This window comes from Clostridium sp. BJN0001 (assembly GCF_022869825.1).
GTDB lineage: Bacteria > Bacillota > Clostridia > Clostridiales > Clostridiaceae > Clostridium.
Window position 1 is genome coordinate 2,482,501 of sequence record NZ_CP094971.1, and the last position, 15,000, is coordinate 2,497,500.

7 protein-coding genes and 2 rRNA genes (1 of these 9 only partly in view) are annotated in these 15,000 nt (G+C 33.1%); all 9 read right to left on the reverse strand.

Features of this window, described 5'->3' with window-relative positions; translation table 11 throughout:
• Window positions 1–817, reverse strand: partial view of a 3-phosphoserine/phosphohydroxythreonine transaminase gene (serC, locus tag MTX53_RS12045; RefSeq protein ID WP_244834000.1) — the 5' portion only. The gene continues 266 nt to the left of window position 1, outside the view; only the first 817 of its 1,083 coding nucleotides appear in the window; the start codon lies at window positions 815–817; the stop codon falls past the left edge of the window.
• A gap of 217 nt (window positions 818–1,034) precedes the next feature.
• Complete coding sequence (gene glgD / locus MTX53_RS12050; RefSeq protein ID WP_244834001.1) at window positions 1,035–2,135, reverse strand: glucose-1-phosphate adenylyltransferase subunit GlgD; 1,101 nt, start codon at window positions 2,133–2,135, stop codon at window positions 1,035–1,037.
• A 20-nt stretch (window positions 2,136–2,155) separates the two neighbouring features.
• Complete coding sequence (locus MTX53_RS12055) at window positions 2,156–3,316, reverse strand: glucose-1-phosphate adenylyltransferase (protein WP_244834002.1); 1,161 nt, start codon at window positions 3,314–3,316, stop codon at window positions 2,156–2,158.
• Between the two features lie 34 nt (window positions 3,317–3,350).
• Window positions 3,351–5,174 (reverse strand): glycoside hydrolase family 13 protein, encoded by a 1,824-nt coding sequence (locus tag MTX53_RS12060; RefSeq protein ID WP_244834003.1) that lies wholly within the window; start codon window positions 5,172–5,174, stop codon window positions 3,351–3,353.
• Between the two features lie 12 nt (window positions 5,175–5,186).
• Window positions 5,187–7,622, reverse strand: coding sequence for a glycogen/starch/alpha-glucan phosphorylase (locus tag MTX53_RS12065; RefSeq protein WP_244834004.1), 2,436 nt, complete (start codon window positions 7,620–7,622; stop codon window positions 5,187–5,189).
• 21 nt (window positions 7,623–7,643) lie between these two features.
• Entirely contained in the window at window positions 7,644–9,086 is a 1,443-nt protein-coding gene (gene glgA / locus MTX53_RS12070; protein ID WP_244834005.1) for a glycogen synthase GlgA, read from the reverse strand.
• A 27-nt stretch (window positions 9,087–9,113) separates the two neighbouring features.
• Window positions 9,114–11,537 (reverse strand): 1,4-alpha-glucan branching protein GlgB, encoded by a 2,424-nt coding sequence (gene glgB, locus MTX53_RS12075; protein ID WP_244834006.1) that lies wholly within the window; start codon window positions 11,535–11,537, stop codon window positions 9,114–9,116.
• A 246-nt stretch (window positions 11,538–11,783) separates the two neighbouring features.
• Window positions 11,784–11,900 (reverse strand): 5S ribosomal RNA (gene rrf, locus MTX53_RS12080).
• A 63-nt stretch (window positions 11,901–11,963) separates the two neighbouring features.
• Window positions 11,964–14,872, reverse strand: a 23S ribosomal RNA gene (locus tag MTX53_RS12085).
• Between the last annotated feature and the right edge of the window lie 128 nt (window positions 14,873–15,000).

Genomic DNA, 15,000 nt, shown 5'->3' on the forward strand with positions numbered 1-15,000 from the left:
TTTTAGCCTTATTTTCATTTCTTTCTTTCATAGCTTCAAGTCCGCCTTGCTTCTTTAGCCATTTAAATACTTTTCCACATATATAGATTCCATAAGCTGGTGGTGTATTAAATAATGATTTTGCATCTACATGAGTTTTGTATGTTAACATTGTTGGAGTATTAGGAAGTACGTCTTCAGTTATAAGATCTTCTCTTATAATGCATATAACAACACCTGCAGGTCCAACATTTTTCTGTACACCAAAATAAATCATTCCATATTTAGATACATCTACTGGCTGAGATAATATATCAGAAGACATATCTGCAACTAATAATTTTCCTTTTGTATTAGGTTCAGTTTTATATTCTGTTCCATAAATAGTATTGTTGTGGCAAATATAAACATAATCTGCATCTTCTGAAATTGGTAAGTCTGTACAATCTGGAATATAAGTAAATGTTTTATCTTCTGATGACGCTATTGCATTAGCTTTACCGAACTTTTTAGCTTCATTCCAAGCTTTTCTAGCCCACTGTCCAGTAATAATATAATCTGCCACTTTATTTTTCATTAAATTCATTGGAATCATTGCAAATTGCTGAGATGCCCCGCCCTGTAAAAATAATACCTTATAGTTATTAGGTATTTTTAATAAATCTCTTAAATCTTTTTCTGCTGTTTCTATTATTCCCTTAAAATCATTTGATCTATGACTCATTTCCATTACAGACATTCCTGTACCATTATAATCAAGCATTTCTGCTGCTGCTTCTTTTAAAACTTCCTCTGGTAGTACTGCTGGACCAGCTGAAAAATTATATACTCTTCCCACTTTAATAAATCCCCCTTAATAAATATTATCCATTGTTTTACACTTTGTATTTCTGTAAAATACAAATGTATTTTGTATAAATACAATATACTCTTATATGTTTAATAAGTCAAGAACTAATTAATATTTTTTATATAAAATTTAATCAATAAAAATAAGGAATATAGAATAGAGTTTTAATCTATTCTATATTCCTTATATCGATAATAAATACTATTTATATTTTTTTCTTTATTACAAGAGGATACATTACTGATCCTATAAGAGTTTCCCCTTTTCCTATTACGCTACCCTTATCTGCAATTACATTATCAAGTACAGCATCATCACCTATTTTTGTATTTTGCATTATAACAGAATCCTTGAGCTTAACATTCTTTCCAACATGCACTCTTCTTCCTATAATGCAGTTTTCTATACATCCTTCAATACGACATCCATTTGCAATTAAAGAATTCTTAACTTCACTATCTGACGAATAAAAAGTAGGTGCCTCATCCTTAGTTTTTGTGTATATTGGTCTTTCTTCATTAAAAATTTCTTTATATACTTTTCTATTAAGAAAGCTTAAATTTGTATCATAAAATGCTTTTATTGAATTTATACAGTCTACATAACCTTTAAATTCATATCCTCCAACTTTAAGATGATCAAGATTATTATGAATATACTCTTTTACTTTTCTATACATTCCACTGCCGATACATTCATTAATTATATTAAGAAATAAATCAGTCTTTAATATATACATTTCCATATTAATATTAGCATCTGATTTTTTTCCTATATTTTCCCCTACACTAACAACATTATTAAATTCATCAAAATTTAATACTCCACAGTCTCCAAATGCTTCATCTGCATTATTTACTTTTTTGTATACCATTGTTACATCTTTTCCTGTACTTTTATGATATTCCATTACTTCATTATAATCGATATTACATATCATATAGCTTGAAGCTAATAAAACATATTCTCGTCTGCTCCTCTTCAAGAATTCTATATTATCTGCAAAATTATGGACATCATCAAAAACAAGATCTTCTTTGTTAAAATTGAACACTCTTAATCCATCTTTTTTTCTTCCTAAATCCCAAGGTCTTCCATTTGTAAGGTGATCAAGAAGTGAACGCGATTTATTCTTTGTAAATATTCCTATACAATCTATACCTGAATTAGTCATATTAGATAGTATAAAATCTATAACCCTGTACCTTGCTATAATCGGCACGGATGCAAGAGATCTGTTTACTACCAATTCTCCCATTCTGTTTTCATTTTCATCTAAATTTATTATTCCAATACAATTCTTCATTTTATAACCTCCCCTCAATTTTAACCAACTTTGTTGCCTTCTCTTACAGTTCCCATTTTTACTTCTTCTTTAGATGCAACAATCGCTATCTCTGATTCAAGCGAAATTTTACAGTCTTTTCTTATTACAGCATTATTTCCTATTATAGCTTTTTCAATAACAACATTATCGCCTATCTTCGCATCTGTCATTACTACTGAGTCTCTTATAACTGAATTCTTTCCTACATGTACTCCTTGAAATAATACCGAATTTTCAACAGTACCATTTACTTCGCAGCCTTCAACAACAACCGAATTTGAAATTTTAGCATTTTCTCCTATATATTGAGCTGGTCTTACCTGATTTACTGAATAAATTTTCCATTCTTCATCATCAAGATTCAATTCATTATTAGTCTTTAATAAGTCCATATTTGCTTCCCAAAGACTGCTTATTGTTCCTACATCTTTCCAGTATCCTTTAAATGGATATGCCATCATCTTTTTGCCATCACCTAGCATACTTGGAATAATGTTCTTTCCAAAATCATTGCTTGACTTTTTGTCTGCTTCATCTTTTCTTAAATACTCTTTTAAAGTTTTCCAATTAAAGATGTAAATTCCCATAGATGCAAGATCATTTTTAGGACTTTTAGGTTTTTCTTCAAATTCATATATAGATAAATCATCTCTTGTATTCATAATACCAAAACGACTAGCTTCTTTCATTGGTACTTTAATTACTGCAATAGTTGCCTCTGCATTATTTTGTTTATGAAAATCAAGCATTTTAGTATAATCCATCTTATATATATGGTCTCCTGATAAGACAAGAACATATTCTGGATTATATCTATCTACAAATTCTATATTTTGATATATAGCATTTGCTGTTCCTTTATACCATTGTCCACCTTTCTCTTCCTGATATGGAGGAAGAATACTTACCCCTCCTATACGTCTGTCTAAATCCCAAGCTTCTCCTATTCCTATATGTGCATTAAGCTCTAGTGGTTTATATTGTGTAAGAACTCCTACTGTATATATTCCAGAATTTGAACAATTACTTAGTGGAAAATCAATTATTCTATATTTTCCTCCAAATGGCACAGCTGGTTTGGCAAGTTTTTTAGTTAGTACACCTAATCTTGATCCTTGTCCTCCTGCTAGAATCATTGCAACTATCTCATTTTTTCCCATAACTCAATCTCCTCTCTCATGCATCCTTTTCTACTTAAATATTTTTGTTGTATAAAACTTTAAAATCATAGCTTCCAATACTTACTGGTGTATATTTTGTATTAAATTTATATGTTTTTTCAGGATAAAATAAATCCTGATATTCACCTTTTAACTGCATAGTCTTGAATACCTTTTGCTGATTTGAAGTGTTTACTATTATAAGAACACTTTCATCCATAAATGTTCTTTTATAAGCAAGTATATTATCATATGAATCTAAAAAATCTATGTCCCCTTTTTTGAGTGATTCAGAATGATTTCTAAAAGCTATTATTTTCTTATAGAATTCGACATTGCCTTTATTTTTCCTTTTCCATGGAAAACTTTTTCTATTTTTATCACTAATTTCAGAAACCTCATCTGCATAGTATAAAACAGGTATACCTGGAAGTGTAAACTGCATCACTATAAGAAGGCTTAACATATTATAATTATTGTCAACTATATTTATAATTCTGTCTGTATCCTGCGTTGTTAAAACATTAAGGCATGAATAAAAACTTTCTTTAGGATAATTTTCTTTAATAGACATTATTCTATTTTTTACTGTTTCTGCATCAATGTATCCTTTTACAAAATTAATTAAAACATCTCTAAGAACATAATTTGTTACTGAATCAATCTCGCATCCAAGCAAATATTCTCTTCTCTTAGAATAACTTATAACTTTAGATGCATCTTCCCATACATCTCCAGCAAGTATAAAATCTTTTCTTTCGCCTTTTGCTTTTTCGTTAATAATTTTTATAAAATTATCATCAAGTTCATCTGTAAGAATAAGTTTAAATCCATTTATTCCAAAATTTAAACATCTTGAAAATACGCTATCTTTTGAATATAGAATATAATCAAGGTATTTTTCTGATTTTGTATTGATATTTGGTCTATTCTGATTTCCCCACCAACAGTCATATTGGAAAGGATAGTTATGAAACTTATACCAATCTATATATTTTGATTCTTTTGACTGGTATGCACCAATCTCATCATAATTATCTAATTTATTAAAATATATACTATCTGAACTTGTATAACTAAGTGCTATATCAAGTACAACTTTTATTCCGTTTTCAGATGCTTTAGTACATAATTCTTTAATATCCTCTTCATTTCCAAGCATTTCATCTATTTTATCATAGTCTGCCACATCATATTTGTCACAACTTGGGGATTTAAATATAGGACTTAAATTCAGTACGGTTATTCCTAGTTCTTTTAAATAACCTAATTTTTCTATTATCCCTTTTACATTTCCTCCGTAAAAATCCCATCTAAGCACATTTCCATTATTATCAGTTATAGACATTGGAGTATCATCCCAGTTACCATAAATAAAAGAATTTTTCTTTGGACTATTTACTCTTCCATCTTTATTTCCATTAAAAAATCTATCTATAAATAATTGATATACTACGCCAGATTTATACCACTCTGGTACATTAAATTCTTTATATACTGTAATCTGATATGCATCAGGATTAGATTCATACATTTCACCAATCCCTCCACACATATTCTTATTATTTCCATAATAAATTCTGTCATAGCGATCTATCAAAATAAAATAATACTTCATGATCCCAATTTTATCTTTTGTATCTATATCAACATAATATCTAAAAAATCCATTTTTTAATTTTCTTTTGTTCATCCCTATATTAGTTTTTCTGCCATCTGGATCAATAATTTCAATAGCAGCTAAGATATCCATATTAATATCAATCGATAATTTTACCTTTGTCCCCTCTATAGCTGCGCCAAAAGGCTTCCTGTATATAGTGTTATAGGAATCATGTATCGCTTCAATATTTTTCATCAACTTTTCCTCCTATAGGTTCTTATAAATCACCTCTGAGCCCCATATTCCTGCAGCATATTGCTCAATAGTTCTATCGGATGAGAATATGCCAGAATGCGCAATATTAACTCCACACATCTTCTGCCATTTATCTTGATTTTTAAAAAGTATATCAACTTTTTCTTGTGCTTTTATATAACTATCAAAATCTTTTAAAACAAAAAATTCATCATTATAAGTAATAAGATTATCATAGATACTTCTAAAACGCTGTTTATCATCATCATATTTTCCATTTATAAGATCATCAACTACTCTTTTTAATCTATTATCATTATTATAATAATAAGATGAGTTATATCCCCCATTTTTGTAATAATCCATTACCTCATTTGCATTTAATCCAAATATAATTATATTATCATCTTTAACTTCATCTCTTATTTCAATGTTTGCACCATCTAATGTAGCTATTGTTACTGCACCATTCATCATAAATTTCATATTAGATGTTCCAGATGCTTCTTTTGTTGTTGTAGATATCTGTTCACTCAAGTCAGTTCCTGGTATTATAACTTCAGCTAATGATACTCTATAATTTGGAATAAAAATGACCTTAAGTTTATCATTAATTCTCGGATCCGAATTAATCTTGTTTGCTACTGAATTTATAAGTTCTATTGTATTTTTTGCAAGATAATATCCTGGTGCTGCTTTTCCTGCAAAAATAAATGTTCTTGGTTCAATATCAAAGCTTGGATCATCTATAAGCCTATTATATAAATACATTATTCTAAGACAATTTAAAATCTGTCTTTTATATGCATGTATTCTTTTTACCTGAACATCAAATATAGAAGAAGTATCTACTGCAATTCCTGTATCTTTAAAAATAGCATCAGCTAACTTCTTTTTATTATACAATTTAATTTCAGCTAATCTTTTAAGTACGCTTTCATCATCTAAATGCTCTTCAAATTTTTTAAGATCAGTTGGATGAATAATAAAACTATCTGAAATAGTATCTTTTAAAAGTTCAGTAAGCTTTGGATTACACTTTAAAAGCCATCTTCTATGTGTTATCCCATTTGTTTTATTATTAAATTTATTAGGATAAAGATAATAAAAATCTTTCATTTCTCTCTTTTTTAATATCTCTGTATGAAGCTTTGCAACTCCATTTACACTATGACTTCCCACAATGGCTAAATGAGCCATTCTTATTTGACCATCTGCTATTATTGCCATTCTAGATATTTTATCCCATTGTCCAGGATACTTATCCCATAATTCTTTGCAAAATCTCTTATTAATTTCTTCAATTATCATATATATTCTTGGAAGAAGTGTTTTAAACATATCAATTGGCCATTTTTCAAGAGCCTCTGCAAGAATAGTATGATTAGTATAAGAGACCGTATTTACTGTTATTCTCCATGCTTCGTCCCATGATAATTTTTCTTCATCAAGAAGTATACGCATAAGTTCAGGTATTACAAGAGTTGGATGAGTATCATTAATATGAATTGCAGCTTTCTCATCTAAAATTTCCATTTTAAGTCCATTCTTCTTAAAATGTCTTATTATACTTTGAACCCCTGCTGATACAAAGAAATATTCCTGCTTAAGTCTAAGCATCTTTCCTTCATAAAATGAATCTTCAGGGTAAAGCACTTGCGATATTGACTCTACAGAATTTTTATACTCTATAGCCTGAAGAAAATCACCTCTGCTGAAAGATGAAAAATCAAATTCATTTGAAACAGCTTCCGCACTCCATAATCTTAATGTATTTACTACCCCATTTTCATATCCAACTACAGGTGTATCATAAGGCACTGCAAGAACTGGTTCATATCCTGCATGCTCAAAATTAAGATTACCATCAGAATTTTTTACTCTTATCTGTCCTCCAAATTTGACTATTTCAGCTTTTTCAGCTTTTCTTTTTTCCCAAACATTTCCTGCTTTAAGCCAATTATCAGAGACTTCAACCTGTTTTCCATCAATTATCTTCTGTTCAAAAAAACCATACTTATATCTTATTCCACACCCATTACCTGCAATATTTAAAGATGCCATCGAATCTAAAAAGCATGCTGCCAGTCTTCCAAGTCCTCCATTTCCAAGTCCTTGATCCTGTTCTAAACTTTCAAGTTCATTTAAATCTATATTAAGTTCCTTAAGTGCTTGTACGCAAACATCCCTTATCCCAAGATTTAAAAGAGCATTTCCTAGAAGCCTTCCAAGTAAAAATTCCATTGAAAAGTAATATACCTGTTTTTCCCCAGTCTCTTTATATTGCTTATTAGTCTTTGCCCAATCATCTGCTACAAAATCTTTTACAAGACTTGCAAGTGCTTCATATTTCTGTCCAGGCGTACCATCTTTTAATTCTACACCATGTAACTTAAGGAATTCATTTTCATAAGCTTTCTTTAACTCATCTTTGTCAATTTCCAGCATACTATTTCTCCCTTCAAAATATTAGTCATAATGGGTTAATTCTCTGTACATATTCAAATATTCCTGCGCAGACCTTCTCCAGCTGTTATCTGAATTCATTGAATTTCTAACTAAGTTTGTCCAACGATTCTTGTCCTGATATATCCATAATGCATATTTTATTGTGTTATAAAATTCTTCAGAATCATAATTTTTAAAACTAAATCCATTTCCTTCGCCTGTATATTCATTATATGGATTTATAGTATCTTTAAGTCCTCCTGTTTCTCTTACAATAGGAACACTTCCGTATCTTAATGCGATTAATTGTCCAAGACCACATGGTTCAAATCGTGATGGCATAATAAACATATCTGATGCTGCATAAATTCTATTTGCAAGAGCATTATCAAATCTAATATTAGCTGATACTCTTCCTCCAAATCTATATGAAAGCCATTTAAAATGATCTTCATATTGTGAATCACCAGTTCCAAGCACTACAAACTGTACATCATTCTCCTGCATTAACCTTTCAGTAATGTACATAACAAGATCCATTCCTTTTTGAGGTGTTAATCTACTTACTATTGCAAGCATAGGAACATTTTCATCTATATTAAGGCCTAATTCTCTTTGAAGTTCAACCTTATTTTTCTTCTTATTTTCTAAATCATCTGCATTAAACTTATAAGGAATAAATTTATCTGTTTCAGGATTATAATCATCATAATCTATACCATTTACAATTCCTCTTAATGCATAAGATCTATCTCTTAATACACCATCAAGTCTTTCACCATATTCAGGAGTCTGAATTTCTCCAGCATAACTTCTACTTACTGTAGTAACAATATCTGAATAATATATTGCACCTTTCATAAAGCTTACTCCATCATCAAATTTCAAACAGGTATTATCATATAATGCCATATCAAATCCAAAAAGTTCTGGGAGAATATTTGGATCATATATTCCTTGAAAAGCTATATTATGAATAGAAAATACAGTTTTAATATTCCAGTAGAAACTATCTTTTCTCTTATACTCAAATTTTAATAACACCGGTAACATTCCTGTCTGCCAATCATTACAATGAATTAAATCTGGTTGCCAATCTATATGTCTTATAGTTTCCAAAACAGCTCTATCAAAAAATGCAAATCTTTCAGCATCATCATAATAGCCATATAAATCATCTCTGTAAAAATAATATTCATTATCTAAAAGATAATACGTAACACCATTAAAAAATCCTTCCCATACTCCGCAGAATCTATCTCTCCATCCTACTTTCACAAGAAACCATTTATCAAATTTTATTTTATCTTTTAATTCCCAGTTTATATCTCTATATTTGGGTAAAATTACTCTTACATCTGTCCCACATTTTGCAAGTTCTTTTGGAAGTGCTCCGGCAACATCTCCAAGTCCTCCACTTTTTATAAACGGTCCTGCTTCTGAAGCTACAAATAATATTCTCATTTTTAATCCCCTCTTTTTATAGTTATTTTATTGTTTATCCTCTGTTTCTGAGGCAATAGTAGTATTATTATCTTTAATTTCTTTATTTTCATCTATAAAATTATTAACCTTAAGAACTAGTGCAGCCATTGGTGGAACTTTTACTTTTATTGAATATTGCTGATTATGAAATGGCGCTTTTTCTGCATATAACTTTGTTCCCATTACTTGTCCTGAGCCACCATATTTTTCATCATCTGTATTAAATACTTCTTCATATTCAGCATAATATGGAACACCTATCTGATAATCATAATAAACTTCTGATGTAAAGTTAACTATAAAGATAAGTGATTCACTATCTTTATCAGTTTTTCTTACAAATATCAATATGCTTTGTTCATTATTATTTGGTTCTATCCATGTAAAACCACTATAATCATAATCAAGAAGCCATAATGCTCTATTTTCTTTATAGAATTTATTAATATCTTTGAAAAATGCTAGAGTTTTTTTATTCATTTCATGATCATCTATAAGATTCCATTGAAGCTCTTCATGATCTCTCCATTCAACAAATTGAGCAAATTCAGATCCCATAAATGTTAGTTTCTTTCCAGGATGCCCTATCATATATCCAATAAATACTCTTAATCCTGCAAATTTATTCCAATAATCTCCCCACATTTTATTTACAAGTGATCCTTTTCCATGAACAACTTCGTCATGTGAAAGAGGAAGAATATAGTTTTCTGCATAATTATACATCATTGCAAAAGTAATATTTTTGTGATGATATTTTCTATCTTTAGGATCTATTTTTACATATTCAAGCGTATCATTCATCCAACCCATATTCCATTTGAAATTAAATCCTAATCCATCGTGCTCTGGTGATTTTGTTACGTTAGGCCATGATGTTGATTCTTCTGCTATCATAAGAGCATTTTTATATTCTTTAAAAACAGCTGTGTTTAAATCTTTGAAAAATTGAATTCCCTCAAGATTTCCATTGCCACCATATTTATTAGGAAGCCATTCCCCATTAGATCTACTATAATCAAGATATAAAATACTAGAAACTGCATCGACTCTTAATCCATCAATGTGAAATTCTCTATAAAAATATAATGCATTTGAAATTAAAAAGCTTTTAACTTCTGGTCTTCCAAGATCAAAATTGCATGTACCCCAGCCTTTATTTTCTGCTCTCCACTCTTCTTGATATTCATAAGTAGGACTTCCATCAAAATGATAAAGTCCATGAGAATCCTTACAAAAATGTCCTGGAACCCAATCAAAAATAACTCCAATTCCCTCATTATGAATACAATTGATAAGCTTTTTTAGTCCATTAATTTCACCATATCTACTTGTAGGAGCAAAGAATCCTGTTGCCTGATATCCCCATGATTCATCCAAAGGATGTTCCATAACTGGCATTATTTCAACATGAGTATATCCCATATCTTTTAAATATTTAGGAAGTTCTTTACTTAATTCATCATACGATAAAAATGTTCCATCTTTATGTTTTTTCCACGATCCTAAATGAAGTTCGTAAATATTAATTGGGATTTTAAAAATATCTTTTTCTAAATTCTGTTTAATCCATTTACTATCTGTCCATTTAAATGATTTAGAATCAGTAACTATAGTAGCATTATTAGGTCTTAGTTCAAATTTGATTCCATATGGATCACTCTTATATTCGCCTTCATTACCGTTCTCATCTACAATACAGTATTTATATTTGGCACCTTCTTTTATTCCGGGGAAGAACTTTGCAAAAATTCCATGATCAGTTATTTTATCAAGCTTATAATCTTCCATCACTTCAAAATTATTAAAGTCTCCAACCAAATAAACATTTTGTGCTTTTGGTGCCCATGTTGCAAACTGGACTCCTTTTCTCCTATTTACTGTCATCATATGTGAGCCCATTATATTATAGGCAGTATAATTTTTTCCTTCATGAAATAAATAAGTATTAAAATTTGTAAGTTTACACAAGTCTGATTTCTTAGCTACAGGTTTCTTTGTTGTTCTTTTATTAGCTGATGAAACCCTATGTCTAGTCTCTACTTTCTTTTTAGCAACCTTTTTTTCAGTTTCTACTTTCTTTTTAGTGGCTCTACTTTTAGTTTTTTCTTTTACTTTTGCCTTTTTTACATTTTCAGTTTCATTTTTAACTAAATCTGCTGCATTTTTTGTTATCTCTGAATTATTTTCATTAGATTCACTTTTATTTTTATCTTTTTTTTCTGTTTTTAAAGATAATTCTGCATCTTTTTCAGATGATTTTTTCTTTTTTGCTACTGGTTTCTTTCTAGTTGTCTTCTTTTTTGCTACTGGTTTTTTATTTATAGCTTTATCTTCCTTTGAATCCCCACTTTTATTGTCCATATTTTTATTTTCATTTTCTTTTTTTTCTGCTTTATTACCCAATACATTTTTACTAACCTTAGTCATAATTTCATCCCCTCTTAAAATATATCAACAAACTATAAATAATATATAAAGTTTATATATACATCCTACCAAACTTTATAATATTTTTCATCTCTATTTATATTTTTTTCTCTTTAATATTACTACTGGAGAAACAATAGTTATATTTTACCATATAAAGTTACATTTGTTAACATATTTTTTTTGATATGAAATAATAAGTATAAAAAAAAGACAGCTATAAGCTGTCTTTTTTTCTAGTTAATCACCCGGCGACGTCTTACTCTTCCACACAGTCACCCATGCAGTACCATCAGCGCTATAGACCTTAACTGTCCTGTTCGGTATGGGAAGGAGTGTTACCTCTACGCCATCATCACCAGATATTTTTGAAAGATTTGTTCTTTCAAAATTGCATATAAATCATGTATTACAACTTTTTTTAATTTGGTCAAGCCCTCGACCTATTAGTATCAGTCAGCTAAATATATTACTATACTTACACCCCTGACCTATCAACCTTGTCGTCTTCAAGGGGTCTTACTAGCTTACGCTATGGGAAATCTTATCTTGAGGTGGGCTTCACACTTAGATGCTTTCAGTGTTTATCCCGTCCCGACTTAGCTACCCAGCTATGCTTCTGGCGAAACAACTGGTACACCATAGGTCAGTCCATCCCGGTCCTCTCGTACTAAGGACAGCTCCTCTCAAATTTCCTACGCCCGCGACGGATAGGGACCGAACTGTCTCACGACGTTCTGAACCCAGCTCGCGTGCCGCTTTAATGGGCGAACAGCCCAACCCTTGGGACCTACTTCAGCCCCAGGATGCGACGAGCCGACATCGAGGTGCCAAACCTCCCCGTCGATGTGAACTCTTGGGGGAGATCAGCCTGTTATCCCCGAGGTAGCTTTTATCCGTTGAGCGATGGCCCTCCCACGAGGTACCACCGGATCACTAAGCCCGACTTTCGTCCCTGCTCCACCTGTATGTGTCGCAGTCAGGCTCCCTTCTGCCTTTGCACTCTTCGAACGATTTCCGACCGTTCTGAGGGAACCTTTGGGCGCCTCCGTTACATTTTAGGAGGCGACCGCCCCAGTCAAACTGCCCACCTAACAATGTCCTGTCACCAGTTTCATGGCATCCAGTTAGAACTTCAGTACTGTCGGGGTGGTATCCCAACAACGACTCATTCAGATCTGGCGACCTGAATTCCCAGTCTCCCACCTATCCTGTACAGACAATACCGAAATTCAATGCTAAGCTACAGTAAAGCTCTACGGGGTCTTTCCGTCCAATCGCGGGTAACGAGCATCTTCACTCGTACTACAACTTCGCCGGATTTGCAGTTGAGACAGTGCACAAGTCATTACGCCATTCGTGCGGGTCAGAACTTACCTGACAAGGAATTTCGCTACCTTAGGACCGTTATAGTTACGGCCGCCGTTTACTGGGGCTTAAGTTCATACCTTCGCTTGCGCTAAGTATTCCCCTTAACCTTCCAGCACCGGGCAGGCGTCAGCCCCTATACATCAGCTTACGCTTTAGCAGAGACCTGTGTTTTTGTTAAACAGTTGCTTGTGCCTATTCTCTGCGACCTGCTCTCGCAGGCACCCCTTATTCCGAAGTTACGGGGTCAATTTGCCTAGTTCCTTAACTGCAATTCTTCCGTCGGCCTTAGGATTCTCTCCTCATCTACCTGTGTCGGTTTGCGGTACGGGCACTACTTCTCTCTCTAGATGCTTTTCTTGGAAGCATGGAATCAGATACTTCGGTTCACAAGGAACCTTCCCCATCACACCTCAGAATTATAGGAACGGATTTTCCTGTTCCTACTCCCTAAATGCTTAGACTAGCGTCCAATAGCTAGCACATCTTATCCTTCTCCGTCACACCCTCGATAATAACGATGGTAGTGGTATTGGAATATCAACCAATTGTCCATCACCTACGCCTTTCGGCCTCGGCTTAGGTCCCGACTAACCCTCAGAGGACAAACCTTCCTGAGGAAACCTTAGATATTCGGCCTGTAGGATTCTCGCCTACATCTCGCTACTAATGCCAACATTCTCACTCGTAATCAGTCCACCGCTCCTTACGGTACGACTTCAACCCAATTACGACGCTCCTCTACCGCTCATACTAAAGTATGAACCCGTAGCTTCGGTGGTAAGTTTGAGCCCCGGACATTTTCGGCGCAGGATCTCTTGACTAGTGAGCTATTACGCACTCTTTTAATGAGTGGCTGCTTCTAAGCCAACATCCTAGTTGTCTTAGAAATCCCACATCCTTTTCCACTTAACTTACACTTTGGGACCTTAGCTGACGATCTGGGCTGTTTCCCTTTTGACCATGGAACTTATCTTTCATAGTCTGACTGCCGGACTGATAGTATATGGCATTCGGAGTTTGATAAGGTTCGGTAAGCTCTATGCCCCCTAGCCTATTCAGTGCTCTACCTCCACTACTCACATTTTCCGACGCTAGCCCTAAAGCTATTTCGAGGAGAACCAGCTATATCCGAGTTCGATTGGAATTTCTCCGCTATCCACAGCTCATCCCATGCTTTTTCAACAGCAACGTGGTTCGGTCCTCCACAAGGTTTTACCCTCGCTTCAACCTGGCCATGGATAGGTCACCCGGTTTCGGGTCTACAGCATGCAACTAGTCGCCCTATTAAGACTTGGTTTCCCTTCGGCTCCGTACCTTAAGTACTTAACCTTGCTACATACCGTAACTCGTTGGCTCGTTCTACAAAAAGCACATCATCACACACATAAGGTGCTCTGATCGGTTGTAGGCACATGGTTTCAGATTCTATTTCACTCCCCTCCCGGGGTTCTTTTCACCTTTCCCTCACGGTACTTCTTCACTATCGGTCATCAGGTAGTATTTAGCCTTGGGAGGTGGTCCTCCCAGCTTCCCACAAGGTTTCACGTGTCTCGTGGTACTCTGGTGCAGAACTTGAAGAATATGATTTTTACTTACAGGACTTTTACCTTCTACGGTCTAACTTTCCAGCTAGTTCAGTTAATTATATGTCTTCGTTATGTTCTGTCCGCAACCCCGGAAATAAATTTCCGGTTTGGGCTCTTTCCATTTCGCTCGCCGCTACTTTGGAAATCGATTTTTCTTTCTCTTCCTCTAGGTACTTAGATGTTTCAGTTCCCTAGGTTTACCCTCATAAAGCTATTTATTCACTTTACAATACATGGGGTTTCCCATGTGAGTTTCCTCATTCGGAAATCTCCGGATCTCAGACTATGTGCGTCTACCCGAAGCTTATCGCAGCTTATCGCGTCCTTCATCGGCTCCTGATGCCAAGGCATTCACCATGCGCCCTTTGTAGCTTGACCTTTATTAGTTAAAGTTTAATATATTTCAATTAAAACTTGTTAATCATCAATTCACAAAGAATATTTATTCTTGGCTTTGTTGTATTTTATATACATTAAATTTATATGCAATTTTCAAAGAACAATTT

What these genes read in the sequence shown, in the direction of transcription:
- glgA (WP_244834005.1), bottom strand. Translation starts at nt 9,086, where the DNA reads ATGAGAATATTATTTGTAGCTTCAGAAGCAGGACCGTTTATAAAAAGT.
- MTX53_RS12055 (WP_244834002.1), bottom strand. Translation starts at nt 3,316, where the DNA reads ATGGGAAAAAATGAGATAGTTGCAATGATTCTAGCAGGAGGACAAGGA.
- glgB (WP_244834006.1), bottom strand. Translation starts at nt 11,537, where the DNA reads ATGACTAAGGTTAGTAAAAATGTATTGGGTAATAAAGCAGAAAAAAAA.
- MTX53_RS12065 (WP_244834004.1), bottom strand. Translation starts at nt 7,622, where the DNA reads ATGCTGGAAATTGACAAAGATGAGTTAAAGAAAGCTTATGAAAATGAA.
- glgD (WP_244834001.1), bottom strand. Translation starts at nt 2,135, where the DNA reads ATGAAGAATTGTATTGGAATAATAAATTTAGATGAAAATGAAAACAGA.
- MTX53_RS12060 (WP_244834003.1), bottom strand. Translation starts at nt 5,174, where the DNA reads ATGAAAAATATTGAAGCGATACATGATTCCTATAACACTATATACAGG.